Below are 19,612 nucleotides of genomic sequence, written 5' to 3'. Positions count from 1 at the left end.
AAAGGGAGGGCAGGGTGCAGAGATGGATCGAGTGGGGGGATGCCTTCAGTGAACGCCTGGGGCGGCTGTGTGGCTGGATGATTCTGGTGATGCTGTTGTGTGCCATGGCCGTGGTGGCGCTGCGCTATGGCCTTGAAGTGGGCTCCATTGCCCTGCAGGAGACGGTGCTCTACCTGCACGGCGCCGCCTTTACCCTGGGAGCCGCGTTTACCCTGAAGCATCAGGGCCATGTTCGGGTCGATATCTTCTACCGCAACTTCTCTCCCCGTGGTCAGGCTTGGGTGGATCTGGCCGGCCTATTGCTGTTTCTGCTGCCGGCTCTGGTGGCCATCTGGATACTGAGCTGGCCCTACGTCAGCGCCTCCTGGTCTCGCCTGGAGGGCTCCGGCGAAGCGGGCGGCCTGCCCGGCGTCTATCTGCAGAAATCGTTGTTGCTGATGTTGTGTCTGACGCTGGGGCTGCAGGCGCTGGTGGAGGTGGCGCGTAATCTCAGGCAATTGAGGCGGTCGTCATGATGGCGCTGGCGTTGTTTGTCGTGGTGTGTCTGGTGCTGATGACCGGCATACCGGTGGCCTTTGCCCTGGCGGGCACCGCGCTGTGGTTTGCCCTTATCGGCAGTGCCGCCGGGGTGTTTGACTGGGCGTTTATCACCGCCATGCCCAATCGCCTGTTTGGCATCATCAACAACCAAACGCTACTGGCGGTGCCGCTGTTTGTGCTGATGGGGGTGATCCTGGAGCGCTCACGCTTGGCAGAGCAACTGCTGGGGGCCATGGCGCAGCTGTTTGGACGGGTTCGGGCCGGGCTGGCCATCTCGGTGATGCTGGTGGGGGCGCTGCTGGCGGCCAGTACCGGCATTGTCGGCGCCACCGTGGTGACCATGGGGCTGATGTCGCTGCCGGCCATGCTGAGGCGGGGCTACGATCCGGCGTTCAGCGCCGGTGCCATCTGTGCCACCGGTACCCTGGGGCAGATCATTCCCCCCTCCATTGCCCTGGTGTTGTTGGGTGACGTGTTGTCGTCGGCGTTTCAGCAGGCGCAACTCAAGGCCGGCGTGTTCAGCCCTCGAACGGTGTCGGTGGGGGATCTGTTTGCCGGGGCGTTGATCCCCGGCTTGTTGTTGGTGGCCCTCTACATCCTCTACACCCTGTGGCTATCGTGGCGTCAGCCCGAGCACTTTGCTGCCGATCATCAGGCGGCGCAGTCCGGAGCCCTGAGGCAGGTGTTGTTGGCCCTGCTGCCGCCACTGGTGCTGATCGTATTGGTGCTGGGATCGATTTTACTGGGGCTGGCCACCCCCACCGAAGCGGCGGCGGTCGGGGCGTTTGGTGCCCTGGTGCTGGCCAGGTTACGGGGCAATCTCAACCTTACGGTGCTGGCGGCGGCGCTGCAGGAGACGGTTCGCATTACCGCAATGGTGTTCCTGATTCTGATCGGGGCGTCGATGTTCTCACTGGTGTTCCGCGGCCTGGGAGGAGAGAGCCTGATTCATGAGCTGTTGTCCAATTTGCCCGGGGGAGTGATCGGCGCCACCCTGGTGGTGATGCTGCTGGTGTTCCTGCTGGGGTTCATCCTCGACTTTATCGAGATCACCTTTGTGGTGGTGCCGCTGGTGGCGCCGACCCTGATGTTGATGGGGCTGGATCCGGTGTGGTTGGGGATCATGCTGGCACTGAATCTGCAGACCTCGTTCCTGACCCCCCCGTTTGGATTTGCGCTGTTTTATCTGCGTGGGGTGGCGCCGCCGGGGCTGGACAGCCTCACTCTGTATCGCGGGGTGATGCCCTTTATTGCGCTGCAACTGCTGATGATGTTGGCGTTGGCACTGTGGCCCTCTCTGGCTACCTGGTTGCCGTCTCAAATATATGGTTAATAATTAAACACAATCAACAACAACATATCGACCGCCTGCGGCGAAGTCGTTCGGGGAGGATCTCAATGCGCGTCATGGTTACTGCACTGCTCACTCTGGCCCTGCTGGGCTGTTCCAAACCTCAGGATCAGGAGGTGGCGGCCACTCAACCGCAACAGCTTCATCAATGGAAGCTGGTGACTTCCTGGCCGAAGAACTTTCCCGGCCTGGGGATGGCGCCAGAACGCTTTGCCGAGCGGGTCAATCAGATGTCCAATGGCCGCCTGACCATCACCGTCTATGGGGCCGGCGATCTGCTGCCGGCTTTCGAAGTGTTTGATGCGGTCAGTCAGGGCACGGCCGAGATGGGGCACAGTGCCGCCTACTACTGGAAGGGCAAGGTGCCGGCGGCGCAGTTTTTCTCTTCATTGCCGTTTGGCATGAATGCCCAGGAGATGAACAGCTGGCTGCGCTACGGTGGTGGCATGGCGCTGTGGCATGAAGTCTACGCCCCCTTTGGCATTAAGCCGTTGGCGGGGGGCAACACCGGGGTGCAGATGGGGGGCTGGTTCAATAAGGAGATCAACTCTCTTGAGGACTTTAAAGGCTTGAAGATGCGACTGCCGGGCCTGGGCGGCGAAGTGCTGGCCCGTCTCGGTGGTGTGCCGGTGACGCTGCCGGGGCGGGAGTTGTTTACCGCCCTGCAGACCGGAGCCATCGATGCCACCGAGTGGGTGGGGCCCTATAACGACCTGGCCTTTGGCCTGCATAAGGCCGCCACTTATTACTACTACCCGGGCTGGCATGAGCCGGGCACCACGCTGGAGTTTATCGTCAATCAGCAGGCCTACGATGCCCTGCCGGTGGATCTGCAGGCCATCGTGGTCAGCGCCTCCCAGGCGGTGAACCAGGACATGCTGGATGAGTACACCATGCGTAACATCGATGCCCTGCAGGCTTTGGTGCAGGACCACGGCGTGCAGCTGCGCCGTTTTCCCGACGACGTGTTGGACGCCCTGCGCCAGGCGTCAGCTCAGGTGGTGGCCGAGCAGGCGGCGTCCGACCCTCAGATGAAAAAGGTCTATGACAGCTACCGCAATTTCTATCAGGGGGTACGGCGCTATCATAAAATCAGTGAAGAGGCGTATAACCAAGCTCGCGGGCCGATTGAGCAGGATTGATCTCGGCACGGCGTCAGAGTATGGTTTACGTATAGCCGTTTAGACGTATAGAAGGAAATGGTCCAATGCCACTGCTAGACAGTTTTACCGTTGATCATACTCGTATGGAAGCGCCCGCGGTGCGGGTGGCGAAAACCATGGCGACCCCCAAGGGCGACACCATCACGGTGTTCGATTTGCGATTTTGCCTGCCGAACGCCGAAATTCTGTCGGAGCGGGGCATTCACACGCTGGAGCACCTGTTTGCCGGGTTTATGCGGGATCACCTTAACGGCGACGGGGTGGAGATCATCGATATCTCCCCCATGGGTTGTCGCACCGGTTTCTACATGAGCCTGGTGGGGACGCCGGCGGAGTCGCAGGTGGCCGACGCCTGGCTGGCGAGCATGAAGGATGTGTTGGCGGTGCAGTCGCAGTCGCAGATTCCGGAGCTGAATGAGTACCAATGCGGGACCTATGAGATGCACTCGCTGGAGCAGGCCAAGGCCATTGCCAATGATATTATTGCCCGCGGTGTTGGGGTCAACCGCAACAGTGACATCACCCTCAGTGAAGAGCAGCTGGCCAAGCTGTAACTGGCATTTGAATGCGAAAAAGGGGAGCCTCAGGCTCCCCTTTTTGATGCGCTTTTTTAGCGTTAGTTGGCCGCTTTCTGAATGCGGAACACCATCTTGGCGTAGATGTAGATGCCCACCGCCGAGATGGCGCCTACGGTGGCGATGATGTACCAGGCCAGGCCGATGTTGTTGGCCTGATACAGGGTCTGGGTCATCAGCTCCGGAGTGGTGTTGGCAAAACTCACCAGCCGATCGAACGCCTCCCCTTGAGGAATGCCCTGAATCCGGTCGGTGGCCATTCCCAGCTCACCCAGGTAGTCGCGGGACAACCGATCCTTGGAGGCAAACATGTCGTACAGCCAGGGAGCGATAAAGCCCTCCAGAGTCCAGCCGATTCCCTGGGGCAGCATGACGAAGCCCAGGTACATCGCCTTCTTGTCGGCCGGGGCGATGTTGCCCATGAATTCGCCCTTTTTGGGGCTGAGCAGCATTTCGCCGAGGCTGAAGACCACAATGGCCATGATCATAAACCAGGCGCCGGGGGTGAAGCCCACCACCAGCATGGCGCCGGTACAGAACAGGGCACCGGCCAGCATGGAGCTCATGATGCGGAACCTGGCGGTGCCTGCGGCCACCAGGAAGCAGCAGGTGGCGATCATGACTGAGTTGACGCTCATCAGGAAGTCCGGCATCACCCGGGTGCCTTCGTGGTTCAGTCCCAGCAGGCCGATCCAGAACGGATTCTGGGTGCCGCCGGCGCCAAACAGGTCGGTAACGATGGTGCTGGTATCCACCCACTCTTTGATGTGTACCGGCAGTACATCAAACATGGCGTTGAACATGAACCAGAAACCGGAAAAGGCAAACATGTAGCCAAACACCAACGGTTTGCGGATCTCTCTCAGAGACTCTTTCCACAATGCCTGTTGCTTGATTTCGCCGGCCTTCACCGCCTGCTTTCGGGCCAGGCGCTCGTCCTTGTCCGGTTCGGTGTACATCAGCAGAAACAGGAAGTTCAGCGAGATAATGGCGGCACAGGCGAAAAACAGGTGATCCCAGGACAGCTGGCGCAGTTGCACCGCCACCAGTGGACCCAGGAAGCCGCCGATGTTCACCAGTTGGTAGAAGATGCCCCAGGCCATGGTGGTGGACTCTCTGGGCACCGCCTTCACCATGGTGCCCTGAATGCCCGGTTTAAAGATGCCGGTACCAAAGGCCAGGGTCATGGCTCCCAGGGTAAAGCCCAGAAAACTGGGGAAAAACGCCATGATCAGGTAGGCGGCGATCTTTATCAGCGTCGATAGGGCGATGGTTTCTTTATAGCCGAGGCGATCCGACAGGCCGCCGGTGACGATGGGCACCGTGGTCTGAGTCAGGGCGAAGATGAACATGATCACCCCGTAATCGGTCATGGTGATCCCCAGTCCGCCTTTGGAGACCGGGTCGCTGGCGTAGATGCCGGCGGTGGCCTTGACCCCGTAGTAGGCCAGGCGTTCGATGATCTCCATGCCTCCGACCAACCAGAAGATGTAGCCCAGCCCGGCGATGGAGGCCCATAACCCCAGCTGCTTAACCTCGGTCAGGTCGTTGTCTTTGTATTTATCCAGCTGTTGCACCTGTTGTCCCTGTGTTATCGATGTAATTGCGGTGTGCCGACTCTACTCGAATCTGCCCCTGCAACTCAAGTCGGGACTTTTATGCAATAAAATCGGAAAAATATATGACTGAAATTCGATCGAAATTGGGGGTGGAAATATCACGCTAATCATGAGAGGTGAACCGAGTTAGTAATATATTTCACCTGCTTTTCGCACGTTTAAGCGCTTTTTGTTAATAAAACGGCAGTAATCGCAGCAATCGATCCATTCTTTGGTGATTTTCGTAGCAGTATAGGCACGGTTGGGGTATGATTCGCCCGAGTCAGCGTGACATGGATCTCACTAATAGTCATTTTTATGCGGCGGTTCATGTCTGGTTGGTGAATTGCTAACGACGTCAACATGAATTCCTCTTTTCCACCATTCGTGGGCGAAGAGACGAAGTCCCAGACAGCAGTGCAAATGAGTATGATTACAATAAAGAAAGGATTGGACCTCCCCATTGAAGGGAGTCCGGAGCAAAAGATTTTTGAGGGCCCATCGGTCACTCGGGTCGCGCTCCTTGGAGAAGAATATCACGGTATGCGCCCCACCATGCATATCAAAGAGGGTGAGCGGGTGAAGCGCGGCCAGGTACTTTTTGAAGACAAAAAGAACCCGGGCGTCAAGTTTACCTCTCCTGCCTGTGGCACCATCAGTGCCATCAACCGGGGTGCCAAACGCGTATTGCAATCCGTAGTCATCGACATTGATGGCGACGAAGGCATTCGCTTCCCCCACTACACCGTCGAAGAGCTGAGTCAGTTGAGTCGCGACCGGGTGCAAAGCAACCTGGTGGACAGTGGCTTGTGGACCGCCCTTCGTACTCGCCCGTTCAGCAAAACTCCTGCATTGGACAGTGCCCCCGCCGGCATCTTTGTGACGGCCATCGACACCAATCCGTTGGCTGCGGATCCCATGGTGGTGATTGCCGAAGCCTACGATGCGTTTTGTCACGGCCTGACGGTGCTGGGTAAGCTGACCGACGGTAAGGTGTACCTCAATACCGGCGAAACCGCGTTGGATGTGGGTGACAACGATCATCTGCAGATGACCCAGTTCAAAGGGCCCCACCCGGCAGGCTTGGCAGGCACCCACATCCATCATCTGTTGCCGGCCAGTATGGCTCGCAGCGTATGGCATATCGGCTATCAGGATGTGATTGCCATCGGCACCCTGTTCACCACCGGTGAGCTGGATTGCCGACGGGTCGTGTCCCTGGCCGGTCCGGTGGTCAACCAGCCGCGTCTGCTCAAGACTCTGCTGGGCGCCGACCTGGCGCAGTTGACCGACGGTGCGCTGTCCAACCCTCATCACCGGGTGATCTCCGGTTCGGTGTTGTCCGGTCATACCGGCAGCGGTTCCCATGGCTTCCTCGGGCGTTTCCACCAGCAGGTGACCGTGCTGGAAGAGGGCGATAGCAAAGACCTGTTCGGCTGGCTGATGCCCGGCGGTGACAAGTTCTCCCTGACCCGCACCTTCCTGGCTCACCTGAGCAAGGGCAAGCTGTTCAACATGAGCACCAGTACCGGTGGTTCCAAGCGTGCCATGGTGCCGCTGGGCAACTACGAGCGGGTGATGCCTCTGGACATTCTGCCCACCATTTTGCTGCGTGATCTGATCGCCAAAGACACCGACAACGCCCAATCGCTGGGCTGTCTGGAACTGGACGAAGAAGATCTGGCCCTGTGCACTTTCGTGTGTCCGGGCAAGTACGACTACGGGGTCGAACTGCGTCGCTGTCTTGAGATCATCGAGAGGGAAGGCTGATGGGTCTGAAGAATTTTATCGAGCAAATTGAGCCGCATTTTGAAAAAGGCGGCAAGTACGAGAAGTGGTATGCCCTGTATGAAGCGGCGGCGACCATTCTGTACACTCCGGGACACACCACCAAGGGTGGCACCCACGTCCGTGACAACATCGATCTGAAGCGGATCATGATTACCGTGTGGCTGTGTACCTTCCCGGCCATGTTTTTTGGTATGTACAACGTCGGTTTGCAGGCGCAACTGGCCATGGCTGAAGGCTTTGGACTGCCAGCCATGTGGCAGGTTGGCCTGTTTGAGATGCTGGGAGGGCAGCTCAACGCCGCTACCGGCATCGGTGGCCTGATGCTGTACGGCGCCTGTTTCTTCCTGCCCATCTACCTGACCACCTTCGCGGTGGGGGGCTTCTGGGAAGTGCTGTTTGCCAGCGTGCGCAAACACGAAGTTAACGAAGGTTTCTTCGTGACCTCGGTGTTGTACGCACTGATTCTGCCGGCCACCATTCCGTTGTGGCAGGTGGCGCTGGGGATCACCTTCGGCGTGGTCGTTGCCAAAGAGCTGTTTGGCGGCACCGGTCGTAACTTCATGAACCCGGCGCTGGCGGGGCGGGCTTTCCTGTTCTTCGCTTACCCACTCAACATGTCCGGTGACTCCATCTGGCGTGCGGTTGACGGCTACACCGGGGCCACCTACTTGAGTCAGGCCGCGTCCGGCGCCAAGAGCTTTGCCGATTACGGCTGGTTCGATGCCTTCAGCGATGCCGCCTGGTGGGACTCCTTCTACGGCTTCATTGGCGGCAGTGTTGGTGAGACCTCGACCCTGGCCCTGGCCCTGGGTGGACTGGTGATCATCTACGCCCGCATCGCCTCCTGGCGCATCGTCATGGGTACCATGGTGGGCATGATTGCCATGTCGTCGCTGTTTAACCTGATTGGCTCCGACGCCAACCCGATGTTCAACGTTCCCTGGACCTGGCACCTGGTTCTGGGTGGTTTCGCCTTCGGTATGTTCTTTATGGCTACCGACCCGGTGTCCGCCTCCTTTACCGAGAAGGGCAAGTGGGCCTACGGCATCCTGATTGGGGTGATGGTGGTGCTTATCCGCGTGGTGAACCCGGCCTTCCCCGAAGGCATGATGCTGGCGATTCTGTTTGCCAACTTGTGGGCACCTTTGTTCGACCACTTCGTGGTTCAATCCAACATCAAGCGGAGGCTGGCGCGCAATGGCTAACAACAACGAAAGTTTTGGCAAGACCCTGGGCGTGGTTATCGGCCTGTGTCTGGTGTGTTCCCTGGTGGTGTCTACGGCCGCCGTGGCCCTGAAGCCGCTGCAGGAGAAGAACAAGGCCCAGGACACCCAGAAGTACATCCTGGAAGCCGCCAGTCTGCTGGATAAGGTCAACGGCGATGTGGCAGCGGTGTACAACCAGTACATCGAAGCCAAGGTGGTTGACCTAAACAGCGGTGAGTTCGATACCAATGTCGACGCCGCCGGATTTAACCAGCGCCAGGCTGCCCGAGATACCGCCACCTCCATGGTGCCGGTCAACGACGTGGCGTCCATCAAGCGTCGTGCCAATCAGGCGCTGGTGTATCTGGTGAAAGACGACAATGGCGAGCTGGACAGCGTGATTCTGCCGGTGCACGGCTACGGCTTGTGGTCCACCATGTACGCCTTCCTGGCATTGGAACCGGACATGAACACCGTCAAAGCCATGGTCTACTACGACTTCAGCGACAGCGGCGAAACTCCCGGTCTGGGCGGTGAGGTCCAGAACCCGAAATGGAAGGCGCTGTGGCCTGGCAAAAAGCTGTTTGATTCGCAGGGCGATCTCAAGATTCGTGTCACCAAGATGCCCACCGACAAACAACACGACATTGACGCTCTGTCCGGAGCCACGCTGACCGCCAACGGCGTTCAGTACACCCTGGACTTCTGGCTGGGTGAGGAGGGCTTTGGTCCCTTTATTGCCAACGCTCGTAAAGGAGGCATTCTCTGATGTCTGAGAAATCCATGAAGGACATTGTCCTGGGACCGGTGCTAGCCAGTAACCCCATTGCACTTAACGTACTGGGTATCTGTTCTGCCCTGGCGATCACCTCCAAGCTGGAAACGGCGTTGGTGATGTCCATCGCCCTGACAATGGTGTGTGCCTTCTCCAACTTGTTCATCTCCATGATTCGCAATCACATTCCCAACAGTGTGCGCATCATCGTCCAGATGACCGTCATCGCCTCGTTGGTGATTGTGGTGGACCAGGTGTTGAAAGCTTACGCCTACGAAGTCGCCAAGCAGCTGACGGTATTCGTTGGCTTGATCATTACCAACTGCATCGTGATGGGACGCGCCGAAGCGTTCGCCATGAAGAGCCCGCCGCTGCCGAGCTTCCTCGACGGTATCGGTAACGGCCTGGGTTACTCGGCGGTACTGATGTCCATCGGTTTCGTGCGAGAGCTGTTTGGTAACGGTTCCCTGTTTGGGGTTGAAGTACTGTCTAAGGTAACCGACGGCGGTTGGTACGTGCCTAATGGTCTGCTGTTGCTGCCTCCGAGCGCGTTCTTCCTGATTGGCTTCATTATCTGGGGCATTCGGACTGCGCGTCCGGAGCAGGTCGAACCTAAGGACTAAGGACAAGATATGGAACATTACATCAGCCTGTTGGTTCGGGCGATCTTTATTGAAAACATGGCGCTGTCCTTCTTCCTGGGGATGTGTACCTTCCTGGCGGTGTCCAAGAAAGTCAAAACCGCCATGGGCCTGGGTGTGGCCGTGATTGTGGTACTGACCCTGGCGGTGCCGTTTAACCAGTTGATCTTTCAGTACATCCTTAAGCCGGGCGCGCTGTCCTGGGCGGGGATGGAAAATTCGGATCTGAGCTTTTTGAACTTCATTACCTTCATCGGTGTGATTGCGGCTCTGGTGCAGATTCTGGAGATGATTCTGGATAAGTTCTTCCCGCCTCTGTACAACGCGCTGGGCATCTTCCTGCCGCTGATTACGGTGAACTGCGCCATCTTCGGGGCCGTGTCCTTCATGGCTAACCGCGAGTACGGTCACATTGAATCCGTGGTCTTTGGTCTGGGTGCCGGTGTGGGCTGGGCCATGGCGCTGGTTCTGTTGGCAGGCATCCGCGAAAAGATGAAGTACTCCGACGTGCCGGAAGGGCTGCGTGGGCTGGGCATCACCTTCGTGACCGCGGGCCTGATGGCTCTGGGCTTTATGTCATTTTCCGGAGTGTCGCTGTAAGCGGCGCCGAGAATAAGAAGTAAAAGGACGTGTCGATGGAAATTGTACTCGGCGTAACGATGTTTACCGCAATTGTAACCGTGCTGGTACTGGTGATTATGTTTGCCAAATCCAAGCTGGTTTCTTCCGGTAACATCAGCATTAAGATCAATGACGATGAAGATAAGACCATTACCACCGGAGCCGGCGACAAACTGCTGGGCGCGCTGGCAGGTAACGGTATTTTTGTTTCCTCAGCCTGTGGTGGCGGTGGCTCCTGCGGCCAGTGCCGGGTGAAGGTACATGAAGGCGGCGGCGAGATCCTGCCTACTGAGCTGGACCACATCTCCAAGCGCGAGGCCCGTGAAGGGTGTCGTCTGGCTTGCCAGGTGGCAGTCAAGAACGACATGGACATCGAGTTGCCGGAAGAGGTGTTCGGCATCAAGAAGTGGGAATGCGAAGTTATCTCCAACGATAACAAGGCCACCTTCATTAAAGAGCTGAAGCTGAAGATCCCTCACGGCGAATCGGTGCCGTTCCGCGCCGGTGGTTACATTCAGATCGAAGCGCCGGCGCATCACGTGAAATACGCCGACTTCGACATTCCGGAAGAGTACCGGGCCGACTGGGAGCGTTTTGGTTTCTTCAACCTGGAATCCAAGGTTGAGGATGAGACCATTCGCGCCTACTCCATGGCCAACTACCCGGAAGAGGAAGGCATCATCATGTTGAACGTGCGGATTGCGACGCCGCCGCCAAACAACCTGAGCCTGCCTTGCGGTAAGATGTCGTCCTACATCTGGAGCCTGAAGGCCGGCGATAAGGTGACCATTTCCGGACCGTTTGGGGAGTTCTTCGCCAAAGAGACCAAGAACGAGATGGTCTTCATCGGCGGTGGTGCCGGTATGGCACCGATGCGCTCGCACATCTTTGACCAGTTGAAGCGCCTGAGCAGCGATCGTAAAATCAGCTTCTGGTATGGTGCCCGCTCCAAGCGTGAGATGTTCTATACCGAAGATTTCGATGGTCTGGCGGCCGAGAATGACAACTTCGAGTGGCACGTGGCCCTGTCCGATCCTCAGCCTGAGGACAACTGGGACGGCTACACTGGTTTCATTCACAACGTGCTGTTTGAACACTATCTGAAGAACCATGACGCCCCCGAAGATTGCGAGTTCTACATGTGTGGTCCTCCGGTGATGAACGCCGCGGTGATCAACATGCTCAAAGATCTGGGCGTCGAAGACGAAAACATCCTGTTGGATGATTTCGGTGGCTAAACTTGCGAGGCTTCATGTTGTATCGAGCCTATAAGCATCTATGGCTGGCCCTCGTCGGGCTGGCCATCTTTCTTTCTGGATGCTCCCCGACAACGCCGGAGGTGGAGTCCGTTTCCGGACACACCATGGGCACCACCTATCACATCAGCTGGGTCGACACCGACTCGCCGGTGGATCCGCTGCTGTTGCAGGGCGAGATCGACCTGAGGCTGGGCCAGGTCAACCGGTCCATGTCCACCTGGAAGCGCAGTTCCGAGGTCAGTCGCTTTAACCGCATGCAGCGGGTAGGCGGCATGGAGATCAGTTCTGAGTTCGCCAAGGTGCTGACCGAAGCCAAACGGCTTACCGATCTCACCGACGGCGCGTTGGATGTGACCGTGGGGCCGCTGGTCAACCTGTGGGGCTTTGGTCCCGACGGCCATATTGAGACGGCCCCCTCTGACGAACAGATCGCCAGAGTCAAAGCCACCATCGGTCATGACAAGCTGTCCATGAAAGGGCGCTGGTTGTTTAAGACCGAACCGACGCTGAAGGTGGATCTCTCCTCCATTGCCAAAGGCTATGGGGTCGATGTGGTGGCCGAAGTGCTGGAAAGCCGGGGCATTCACAACTACCTGGTCGAGGTGGGCGGGGAACTGCGGGTCAAGGGTCATAAGGTTCAGGGGCAACCCTGGCGCGTGGCCATTGAGCGTCCGGATCCCGCCGGTCGGGATGTGTTCACGGTGATTGAACCGGGCAACATGTCGGTGGCCACCTCCGGCGATTATCGCAATTTCTTCGAGCAGGACGGGGTGCAGTTTTCCCATCTGATCGATCCGGCTACCGGTCGGCCGGTGGCTCACCACCTGGTGTCCGCCACGGTGATCACCAACAGCTGCATGACCGCCGATGGTCTGGCGACGGCGCTGATGGTGATGGGCGTGGAAAAGGGCCTGGCCCTTGCTGAGCGCACCGGGTTAGCGGTAATGTTGATAGAACGGGCTGATGGCCAGTATCAGGTGCATTACAGCAAGGCGTTCAACGCCTATCTGGAGTCTAAGGAGCAAGCATCATGAACACCTTTATTGCCACCTTTGTGATTATGTTGGGCGTTGTGGCCATCATGGCGGTGGGCTATGTATTTAAGCGTAAGACCATCAGCGGCTCCTGTGGCGGACTGGGCGGCGTTGGCGTCGACAAGGCCTGTGATTGTCCTGAGCCCTGCGACAAGCGCAAAGCCAAGATGGCACAGGAGAGCCGCCGTCAGCAGTTGATGGAACAGCGCATCATCTGAGGCTGATCCTTCCGATTCAATGGCGGGCCTGGTGGTGACACCAGGCCCGTTTTTTTGCCTGGTCAATGGCCAGGATGTTGCCAGCAATGGCCGACGGATATCGCCTTTGCGACTGCTAATTCGGATTCGAAAAAATGATGAGTCTTTGATTTTGCGACGTTTATATTGAGTTGTCGGCCAGTGGCAGAGCAATATCGTGTTTGCCTCTTCAGCCGTCCATTGCCGCCTGCTTCCGGTATGATGTTTAGCAACGGTAATTTTGGCCGATAACGATAAGAAATGGATGAATTGGGGATCAAGGATGAATTGGTTTAGGGCATCGCTTACTCGGCAACTGGTGGCTTCCATCGGTGGGTCGCTGTTTATCATTCTGACGCTGGTGACCGTGTATCAGGTCAGCCAGAGTCGGCAGCAAACCCGGGAACAGGTGGGGCGCGAGGTGGCGCAACTGGTGTCGGAACAGGCCAGCGCCATTGCGGCGTTTTTCGAGGCTAAGGGCCAGGTGATTCACGCGGCGTTTTCCAGCCCGCAGGTGAAGCGCTTCTTTCGTGAATACGATCAACGCGGCGGCTCATTGCAGGGCAACGCTGACTACCACGACGTGACCGATTATTTTCGCTTCTTTTCCGACCAGGACCCGGCGATTAAGAGCTTGTTTTTCGGCAGCAATCACACCTATGAGTATTTTGATCTCAATGGTCGCTACTCCGACGATCCCAACTACTACACCAATAAACGCCCCTGGTGGGGTGAGGCCATCGGCAAAGATCGCCTCTACGTCACCGATCCGGCGGTGGACGCCAATGACGGCTCGGTCTCGGCGACGGTAAAGCGCACCGTCTATGACCACGATGGCCAGCTGCTGGGGATCGGTGGCATGGACATTTTGATCACCACCATCGGTGAGTCGCTGCTGTCGAACATTAAGTACCAGCAGCAGGGGCAAGCGTTCCTGATGACTGAACAGGGCAAGCTGGTATTTTTCCCGGCGTTTTCTGACCGTTTTCCCCCTGGTTCGTTGTTGGGCGAAGTGGACAATCAGTTTGCCGACAGCAGCGGTTTTGCCGCTTTGGCGAGCCAGTTGATCAACCAGCCCACTGGCACCGCCACGGTACAGTGGCAGGGGCAAACGCAGCGAGTGCAGTGGCAACCGGTAGACAGTGACTATCCGTTAATGCACTGGCGACTGGGATTCCTGTTGCCGGAGCAGGTGGTGGATGCCCATGTCGCCAGCGAAGCCTGGTCGACCGGACTGGCATCGGTGCTGCTGACTCTGTTGGTGTCCGCTGTGGTGTGGTTGTTGTTGCTGCCGCTGAAAGCCCAGATTCGGCAGTTGGTGAGGGCGATGGAGGAGATCGCTCAGGGAGACGGGGATCTCAGCAGCCGCATCGAGGTCAGTCGCGCCGATGAGCTGGGCCAATTGGGAAGGGCGTTTAATCTGTTCGCAGAGCGGGTGCATCAGTTGGTGAACCAGAGCAAAGAGCTGACTCAGTCGGTGTCCCGAAGCAGCCAGGTGGCCACCGACATCTGGGAACAGACGTTGGCCTCGATGTCGGCGCAAAAAGGCGAAGTGGAACAGGCATCGGCAGCCACCAACGAGATGGCGCAGACCAGCGCCTAGATGGCCCGCAGTGCCGATACCGTTACCGAGCATGCGCAGCAAGTGACGGCACAGATGCGCCAGGCCGGTGATGCGGTGGAGCAGGGCAAACAGGCGCTGGCACAACTGTCGGCCCAGGTCGGCGATGCCAGCGGGGTGGTATCACGGTTGCGTCAGAATGCCGACCAGATCGGCGAAGTGCTGGATGTGATTCGCACCATCGCCGAGCAGACCAACCTGCTGGCGCTTAATGCCGCCATCGAGGCAGCTCGGGCCGGAGAGCAGGGAAGGGGCTTTGCGGTGGTGGCGGATGAGGTACGCACGCTGGCGTCGAAGACTCAGGATTCCACCGCCAACATTCAGGCCATTATCGCCACCTTGCAGCAATCCAGCATTGAGGCGGAACGTGCCATGCAGACCAGTTGCGCCCAGGTGGATCAGAGTCAGGTCAGCAATCAACAGATTGTCGATACCCTGGCCGAGGCCGGTGCCGAGGTGGGGCGGATTGAGCATCAGGTGCAGGAGATGACTCAGGCCATCTCTCAGCAGGCGCGGGTAGCGGAGGAGATTGCTACCACGGTGTCCCGGGTGCATGAGTTGTCCGACGACGCGGTGGCGCGGGGCGATCAGCTGGAGCGCAATCTGGAGGAGTTGTCGGAAGGGGGCCATCAGTTGGCCAGCGGCCTGGACCGCTACCGGGTCTGACAGAAGCCAGGAACAATCAGGCCACCCCTAGGGGTGGCCTTTTTGATGGCCGCTTTCGCCACCTTGAATGGCGTCTTCCAGCAGGAACCGGGGACCACTGCCTCGAGCAACCACTTCATCGTCGGGGTTGAACAGGGCGCAGGAGCGCATCGACAGACAGCCACAGCCGATGCAGCCGCTGAGGTTGTCCCTCAGTCGTTGCAGGTTTTCAATCCGTTGGTCCAGTTGGTTTTTCCAGCGGGCCGATAGCCGCTCCCAATCGCGCTTATTCGGCGGTCGCTCATCGGGCAGGCTGGCCAGCGCCTGACCGATCTCTTCCAGAGTCAGGCCCAGCTTCTGCGCCACCCGAATCACCGAGATGGTGCGTAGCACCGACGGGTGAAAACGTCGTTGATTGCCGGCGGTGCGGCTGGCCCGAATCAGCCCCCGGCTTTCGTAGAAGCGCAGCGCCGAGGCCGCCACTCCGGCTCGGTCGGCGGCCTCGCTGACGCTGAGGTAATTGTCTTTTCGTTTCATGGCCCAAATCGGTTTATGGTTCAGGCCTGAAGTATAACTTGACTTAAAGTAATGTTTAAGTTTTAGACTCCGTTTCAGCCTTAACGAACCGGCCCCAGACAGGGGCCGTCAGACCCTTTCTGGAATCGGAGTCCCAATGACCAATCTGTTGCTGCTGCACAGCAGCGCCCGTGAGCAAGAATCCCAGTCTCGAGGCCTGTGCCGTGAGCTGGTCGCCAGCTTAAGCCAGGCTCAGTCAATCACATTGACGGAGCGGGATCTGGCCGCCGATCCGCTGCCCCATTTCAGTGGCCACACATTGGAAGCCTTCTATGGTGAACAGAGCAGCCCGGAGATCGACGCTGCCGATCGACTGTCGAATCGGCTTATCGATGAGTTAAAGGCCGCCGATGTGGTGGTGATTGGTGCGCCTGTTTACAACAGTGCGTTGCCCTCTACCCTCAAGAGCTGGCTGGATCATGTGATGCGGCCACGACGAACCTTTCGTTACCATGATGGCGGCATTCAAGGCATGTTGTCCGGCAAACGTGCTTACCTGGTGCTGGCCTGCGGCGGCAGCGACACCGGAGGCGCCGAGTTGCAGTTGCGGGGGCCACTGGCCCAGATGGGCATCACGGATCTGACCGTGATTCATGCCAATCAGCTGGATACCTACCTGCGTCAGCAGGCGTTGGCCAGGATTCGCACCCGGTTGCACAGCGTGGCCTAAGGTCATTGGCATTGCAGTAACAAGCTGATATTCTGATACTGGTTTTATATACAGGTGTTGGCTGGATGCAGCGTAAGATCATTCACATCGACATGGATTGTTTCTATGCTGCCGTGGAGATGCGGGACAACCCGTCATTGCGGGACAAGCCCATTGCCGTGGGTGGTCAGGCGTCGGGGCGGGGGGTGATTGCCACCTGCAATTACCAGGCCCGCGCCTTTGGGGTGCGCTCGGCAATGCCGACCCATAAGGCACAACAACTCTGTCCGGATCTGGTGTTGGTGCCTCATCGAATGGAGGTTTATAAGGCCGTCTCTCAGCAAATTCACGCCATCTTTCGACAATACACCGAGCTGGTGGAGCCGCTGTCACTGGATGAAGCCTTCCTGGATGTGACTGGCAAACCCCATTGTCAGGGCAGTGCTACCCGCATGGCGGAAGCGATTCGGGCCGACATTTACGCGGCAACCGGCTTAACCGCTTCCGCCGGCGTGGCGCCGAATAAATTCCTCGCCAAGGTGGCCTCGGATGAAAATAAGCCCAATGGTCAAATGGTGGTGGCCCCGGAACAGGCGGCCGAGTTTGCCGCCCGGCTGCCGTTGAAGCGAATTCCCGGTGTCGGCCCTAAGACCAGCGAGCGCTTGCAGAGGATGGGGCTCAGTAGCGGCAAGGATGTGCTGGCATTGACGGCGGTGGAGTTGGAACAGATGCTGGGCAAGTTTGGCCCGGTGTTGTGGCAACGGTGCCAGGGGCTGGACGAACGCCCGGTTGAGCCTAGCCGCATCCGCAAGTCGGTGGGGGTGGAGACCACACTGGCTAAAGATCTGCCCAGCGTGGATGCCTGTCTGAACCAGTTGCAGACGCTGGTGCCGGAGCTGCAGCGACGCCTGGCCAAGAGTCGGCGCAGCATCAAGGGACAGACGGTGAAACTGAAGTTCTCCGATTTCGAACTGACCACGGTGTCTCAACAGAGTCAGCAGTTGAGTCCACAGTTGTTTGAAGCCCTGTTGACCATCGCTTTCAACCGTGGCGGCGGCCGGGCGGTGCGCTTGGTGGGGATTCAGGTGGAGCTGGCGGATGCCAAGGCGCTGAAACAGTTGACCCTGCCGCTTTAATTTTTTTGATCCTCGTCAAAACGCTCAATTAAACAACAGCCTAATCTGGTAGTGAGCTTCCTGAAAACACCCGCATGATGCCATAGAGCCAGAGGTGTTGGTGAAGCGGGAACACCAGGCGTGTTACAAGCAGTATCCCCACATTACACATCTTTGCCTGGTTTCGGGTACGGCGTTGCGTCCTTTCTGCCAGCTGGCAATACAGCGCCTACCATCAGTCGGTGACCAGCAATCCACCGGCGACAGGAAGGAGGTTAAGGATGAGAACCTTAGCGAAACAACTGCTGGTGTCGGCGGGTCTGCTGACGCTGGTGATGGGGGTCTGTTACGGCCTTGGGTATGGCTTCTACCAACAAAAGCCAATGCGGGATTCCGATTACTTCACCCAGTATGTGGGCGACAAAACCTTTTGTCGCACGGTGACCTATTATCAGGATCAGGGCAATACCGACAAGGTGAAGGTGCTGCTCGGCTACGCCGAAGACAACGCCATGGGCTATCTGATGCGCCGGTTTGGTAAGGACAAAGGCATCGAGATAGTTAAAGCGTGCGAGACTCAGCGTCATGAGGCGTTGCTGCAGAGTTGCCGCGAGGCCCCCGGCGATCTGGTGGAGATGCTGGTGCTGGAGCACAACAAGCCCGCGGTGAAAAAGAAAGGTTTGATCTGACCCCGTCGGGCATAAAAAAGCCGTCCAGCTGGACGGCTTTTTTGATTGATGGGGCTTACTTGGCTGGAATCGCCTGCAGCACTTCGGTCAGTAACTGCCAGTATTTGTCGACCGTGGCGATCTCCACTTTTTCGTCTGGCGAGTGCGGGAATCGGATGGTGGGGCCGATGGAGACCATATCCAGATTCGGATAAGGCTTCTTGAACAGGCCACACTCCAGACCGGCGTGAATCACCATGATGTTGGGCAGGGTACCGAACTTAGCCTGATAGGTTTCCCGTACCACCGCCATGATGGGCGAGCTGGCATCGGGCTTCCAGCCAGGGTAGGCACCAGACAAGGACAGCTCGGCGCCGGCCAGCTGGCCCAGGGCCTTGAGCATGTTTTCTACCATGCTTCGGCCACTGTCGATGGTGGAGCGAATCAGGCACAGAATCTCGACCTGATCGTCGCTGGTGGTGACCACTCCCATGTTCAATGAGGTTTCCACCACACCGTCAAACTCGTCGCTCATGCGGATGACGCCGTTAGGGGCGGCGTGCATCAGGGCTATCAGCTTGCTTTGGGCGTCGGCATTGAACACCTGTGCGGCCTTGTCGGAAGGCTGCAGGGTCAGAGCCAGGCCGGGCTCGGTGGCGGCCAGTTCGTTTTGCAAAATGGCTCGGTACTGGCTGATGCGCTGCTCCAGCAGATCGACCTTAGCCGCCGGCAGTTGCACCGACATCCAGGCTTCTCGAGTAATGGCGTTGCGCAGAGTGCCACCGTTGAAGCTGGACAGACGCAAGCCCAGTTCGTCGGCGTGGCCAAACAGGAACCGGGCCAGCAGTTTGTTGGCATTGCCTCGTCCCAGGTGGATGTCGCAGCCGGAATGGCCGCCTTTGAGACCGGTCAGGGCGATGTCAAAGCTGTGCAGATCCGCCGGAGCGGTTTCGCGGGAGATGGCCACGGTCAGGGCGGCATCGACGCCACCGGCACACCCCATGTACACCTCGCCTTCTTCCTCGGAGTCGGTGTTGATCAGGATGTCGCCGTTCAATACCCCGGCTTCCAGGCCAAAGGCGCCGGTCATGCCTGCTTCTTCATCGATGGTCAACAGCACTTCCAGTGGCCCGTGCTGCAGATCGTCGGCTTCCAGAACCGCCAGCGCCGATGCCATGCCGATGCCGTTGTCGGCGCCCAGGGTGGTGCCGGTGGCCGTCACCCAGTCGCCGTCGATGCGCGCCTGAATCGGGTCACGGGTAAAGTCGTGATCGGTGTCGGCGTTCTTTTGCGGCACCATGTCCAGGTGCGCTTGCAGAATCACCCCTTTGCGGTTCTCCATGCCAGCGGTGGCGGCCTTGGAGATGATCAGGTTACCCACGTTATCGATCTGGGTGCTGAGCCCCTTTTGTTTTGCCCAGCGCTCAATGTGATCACGCAAGGCAATCTCATGCTTGGAAGGGTGTGGGATGGAGCAGATGGTTTCAAACCAGCGCCACAATGGCTGTGGGCTCAAGGAACTCAGTGACTGCACAAGCAATTACTCCTG

The 19,612-nt window shown here is 58.2% G+C and carries 20 protein-coding genes; 17 read left to right on the top strand and 3 right to left on the bottom strand.

Annotation, left to right across the window (positions count from 1 at the left end; genetic code table 11):
• Window positions 1–14 precede the first annotated feature (14 nt).
• From J8Z22_RS17850 to luxS, 4 genes are all read left to right on the top strand, one after another.
• On the top strand, window positions 15–515 hold the full coding sequence (locus J8Z22_RS17850) for a TRAP transporter small permease subunit (RefSeq protein ID WP_252007322.1): 501 nt from the start codon (window positions 15–17) through the stop codon (window positions 513–515).
• Window positions 515–1,873 carry a TRAP transporter large permease subunit gene (locus J8Z22_RS17845; RefSeq protein WP_252010494.1) on the top strand — a complete coding sequence of 453 codons (1,359 nt, stop codon included), beginning with the start codon at window positions 515–517 and terminating at the stop codon, window positions 1,871–1,873. Before J8Z22_RS17850 ends, J8Z22_RS17845 begins: the two co-directional genes overlap by 1 nt.
• Before the next feature lie 65 nt (window positions 1,874–1,938).
• A complete protein-coding gene (locus tag J8Z22_RS17840) occupies window positions 1,939–3,033 on the top strand; it encodes a TRAP transporter substrate-binding protein (RefSeq protein WP_035415473.1) in 1,095 nt (364 codons plus the stop codon).
• A gap of 65 nt (window positions 3,034–3,098) precedes the next feature.
• On the top strand, window positions 3,099–3,608 hold the full coding sequence (luxS, locus tag J8Z22_RS17835) for an S-ribosylhomocysteine lyase (protein WP_028112132.1): 510 nt from the start codon (window positions 3,099–3,101) through the stop codon (window positions 3,606–3,608).
• A 62-nt stretch (window positions 3,609–3,670) separates the two neighbouring features.
• Here luxS and J8Z22_RS17830 read toward each other — a convergent pair whose 3' ends face one another.
• The gene (locus J8Z22_RS17830; RefSeq protein ID WP_252007320.1) at window positions 3,671–5,206 is read right to left on the bottom strand and encodes an MFS transporter; all 1,536 of its coding nucleotides are present in this window, start codon (window positions 5,204–5,206) and stop codon (window positions 3,671–3,673) included.
• A 450-nt stretch (window positions 5,207–5,656) separates the two neighbouring features.
• On the opposite strand from J8Z22_RS17830, the gene J8Z22_RS17825 reads away from it, so the two are divergent.
• The 10 genes from J8Z22_RS17825 to J8Z22_RS17780 all read left to right on the top strand — a co-directional run bounded on the left by J8Z22_RS17825 (window position 5,657) and on the right by J8Z22_RS17780 (window position 15,076).
• The gene (locus tag J8Z22_RS17825; protein WP_028112130.1) at window positions 5,657–6,997 is read left to right on the top strand and encodes a Na(+)-translocating NADH-quinone reductase subunit A; all 1,341 of its coding nucleotides are present in this window, start codon (window positions 5,657–5,659) and stop codon (window positions 6,995–6,997) included.
• Entirely contained in the window at window positions 6,997–8,223 is a 1,227-nt protein-coding gene (locus J8Z22_RS17820; RefSeq protein WP_028112129.1) for an NADH:ubiquinone reductase (Na(+)-transporting) subunit B, read from the top strand. Before J8Z22_RS17825 ends, J8Z22_RS17820 begins: the two co-directional genes overlap by 1 nt.
• The gene (locus J8Z22_RS17815) at window positions 8,216–8,992 is read left to right on the top strand and encodes a Na(+)-translocating NADH-quinone reductase subunit C (protein WP_028112128.1); all 777 of its coding nucleotides are present in this window, start codon (window positions 8,216–8,218) and stop codon (window positions 8,990–8,992) included. Before J8Z22_RS17820 ends, J8Z22_RS17815 begins: the two co-directional genes overlap by 8 nt.
• Window positions 8,992–9,621: an NADH:ubiquinone reductase (Na(+)-transporting) subunit D gene (locus J8Z22_RS17810; RefSeq protein ID WP_371878025.1), complete on the top strand. Its 630-nt coding sequence runs from the start codon at window positions 8,992–8,994 to the stop codon at window positions 9,619–9,621. Before J8Z22_RS17815 ends, J8Z22_RS17810 begins: the two co-directional genes overlap by 1 nt.
• Before the next feature lie 9 nt (window positions 9,622–9,630).
• Window positions 9,631–10,239, top strand: coding sequence for an NADH:ubiquinone reductase (Na(+)-transporting) subunit E (gene nqrE / locus J8Z22_RS17805; RefSeq protein ID WP_028112126.1), 609 nt, complete (start codon window positions 9,631–9,633; stop codon window positions 10,237–10,239).
• Between the two features lie 35 nt (window positions 10,240–10,274).
• A complete protein-coding gene (nqrF, locus tag J8Z22_RS17800; protein WP_252007318.1) occupies window positions 10,275–11,498 on the top strand; it encodes an NADH:ubiquinone reductase (Na(+)-transporting) subunit F in 1,224 nt (407 codons plus the stop codon).
• A 14-nt stretch (window positions 11,499–11,512) separates the two neighbouring features.
• Window positions 11,513–12,553 (top strand): FAD:protein FMN transferase, encoded by a 1,041-nt coding sequence (locus tag J8Z22_RS17795; RefSeq protein ID WP_035415469.1) that lies wholly within the window; start codon window positions 11,513–11,515, stop codon window positions 12,551–12,553.
• A complete protein-coding gene (gene nqrM, locus J8Z22_RS17790; RefSeq protein ID WP_028112123.1) occupies window positions 12,550–12,771 on the top strand; it encodes a (Na+)-NQR maturation NqrM in 222 nt (73 codons plus the stop codon). The genes J8Z22_RS17795 and nqrM overlap by 4 nt, the downstream gene beginning before the upstream one ends.
• A 301-nt stretch (window positions 12,772–13,072) precedes the next feature.
• Window positions 13,073–14,392 carry a methyl-accepting chemotaxis protein gene (locus tag J8Z22_RS17785; RefSeq protein ID WP_252007316.1) on the top strand — a complete coding sequence of 440 codons (1,320 nt, stop codon included), beginning with the start codon at window positions 13,073–13,075 and terminating at the stop codon, window positions 14,390–14,392.
• Window positions 14,393–15,076, top strand: coding sequence for a methyl-accepting chemotaxis protein (locus J8Z22_RS17780; protein ID WP_252007314.1), 684 nt, complete (start codon window positions 14,393–14,395; stop codon window positions 15,074–15,076).
• Between the two features lie 27 nt (window positions 15,077–15,103).
• Here J8Z22_RS17780 and soxR read toward each other — a convergent pair whose 3' ends face one another.
• Window positions 15,104–15,592: a redox-sensitive transcriptional activator SoxR gene (gene soxR / locus J8Z22_RS17775; protein WP_252007312.1), complete on the bottom strand. Its 489-nt coding sequence runs from the start codon at window positions 15,590–15,592 to the stop codon at window positions 15,104–15,106.
• 136 nt (window positions 15,593–15,728) lie between these two features.
• On the opposite strand from soxR, the gene J8Z22_RS17770 reads away from it, so the two are divergent.
• From J8Z22_RS17770 to J8Z22_RS17760, 3 genes are all read left to right on the top strand, one after another.
• Window positions 15,729–16,301 (top strand): FMN-dependent NADH-azoreductase, encoded by a 573-nt coding sequence (locus tag J8Z22_RS17770; RefSeq protein ID WP_252007311.1) that lies wholly within the window; start codon window positions 15,729–15,731, stop codon window positions 16,299–16,301.
• Between the two features lie 65 nt (window positions 16,302–16,366).
• Window positions 16,367–17,416 carry a DNA polymerase IV gene (dinB, locus tag J8Z22_RS17765; protein WP_028112119.1) on the top strand — a complete coding sequence of 350 codons (1,050 nt, stop codon included), beginning with the start codon at window positions 16,367–16,369 and terminating at the stop codon, window positions 17,414–17,416.
• A gap of 260 nt (window positions 17,417–17,676) precedes the next feature.
• A complete protein-coding gene (locus tag J8Z22_RS17760) occupies window positions 17,677–18,084 on the top strand; it encodes a hypothetical protein (RefSeq protein ID WP_028112118.1) in 408 nt (135 codons plus the stop codon).
• Window positions 18,085–18,139: 55 nt separating this feature from the next.
• Here J8Z22_RS17760 and J8Z22_RS17755 read toward each other — a convergent pair whose 3' ends face one another.
• Window positions 18,140–19,597: an aminoacyl-histidine dipeptidase gene (locus J8Z22_RS17755; protein WP_252007309.1), complete on the bottom strand. Its 1,458-nt coding sequence runs from the start codon at window positions 19,595–19,597 to the stop codon at window positions 18,140–18,142.
• Window positions 19,598–19,612 lie beyond the last annotated feature (15 nt).

Origin of the sequence: Ferrimonas sp. SCSIO 43195 (assembly GCF_023716685.1) — a bacterium.
Classification (GTDB): domain Bacteria; phylum Pseudomonadota; class Gammaproteobacteria; order Enterobacterales; family Shewanellaceae; genus Ferrimonas; species Ferrimonas kyonanensis.
The sequence above is the reverse complement of the archived record's forward strand: the minus strand, read 5'-3'. Positions and strand labels throughout refer to the sequence as shown.

Bases quoted from the DNA above. Each gene is read 5' to 3' on its own strand.
- J8Z22_RS17785 (WP_252007316.1), top strand. From the start codon at position 13,073: ATGAATTGGTTTAGGGCATCGCTTACTCGGCAACTGGTGGCTTCCATC.
- luxS (WP_028112132.1), top strand. From the start codon at position 3,099: ATGCCACTGCTAGACAGTTTTACCGTTGATCATACTCGTATGGAAGCG.
- J8Z22_RS17810 (WP_371878025.1), top strand. From the start codon at position 8,992: ATGTCTGAGAAATCCATGAAGGACATTGTCCTGGGACCGGTGCTAGCC.
- soxR (WP_252007312.1), bottom strand. From the start codon at position 15,592: ATGAAACGAAAAGACAATTACCTCAGCGTCAGCGAGGCCGCCGACCGA.
- J8Z22_RS17760 (WP_028112118.1), top strand. From the start codon at position 17,677: ATGAGAACCTTAGCGAAACAACTGCTGGTGTCGGCGGGTCTGCTGACG.
- J8Z22_RS17780 (WP_252007314.1), top strand. From the start codon at position 14,393: ATGGCCCGCAGTGCCGATACCGTTACCGAGCATGCGCAGCAAGTGACG.
- J8Z22_RS17770 (WP_252007311.1), top strand. From the start codon at position 15,729: ATGACCAATCTGTTGCTGCTGCACAGCAGCGCCCGTGAGCAAGAATCC.
- nqrE (WP_028112126.1), top strand. From the start codon at position 9,631: ATGGAACATTACATCAGCCTGTTGGTTCGGGCGATCTTTATTGAAAAC.
- J8Z22_RS17845 (WP_252010494.1), top strand. From the start codon at position 515: ATGGCGCTGGCGTTGTTTGTCGTGGTGTGTCTGGTGCTGATGACCGGC.
- J8Z22_RS17815 (WP_028112128.1), top strand. From the start codon at position 8,216: ATGGCTAACAACAACGAAAGTTTTGGCAAGACCCTGGGCGTGGTTATC.
- J8Z22_RS17840 (WP_035415473.1), top strand. From the start codon at position 1,939: ATGCGCGTCATGGTTACTGCACTGCTCACTCTGGCCCTGCTGGGCTGT.
- J8Z22_RS17825 (WP_028112130.1), top strand. From the start codon at position 5,657: ATGATTACAATAAAGAAAGGATTGGACCTCCCCATTGAAGGGAGTCCG.
- nqrF (WP_252007318.1), top strand. From the start codon at position 10,275: ATGGAAATTGTACTCGGCGTAACGATGTTTACCGCAATTGTAACCGTG.
- dinB (WP_028112119.1), top strand. From the start codon at position 16,367: ATGCAGCGTAAGATCATTCACATCGACATGGATTGTTTCTATGCTGCC.
- J8Z22_RS17795 (WP_035415469.1), top strand. From the start codon at position 11,513: ATGTTGTATCGAGCCTATAAGCATCTATGGCTGGCCCTCGTCGGGCTG.
- nqrM (WP_028112123.1), top strand. From the start codon at position 12,550: ATGAACACCTTTATTGCCACCTTTGTGATTATGTTGGGCGTTGTGGCC.
- J8Z22_RS17820 (WP_028112129.1), top strand. From the start codon at position 6,997: ATGGGTCTGAAGAATTTTATCGAGCAAATTGAGCCGCATTTTGAAAAA.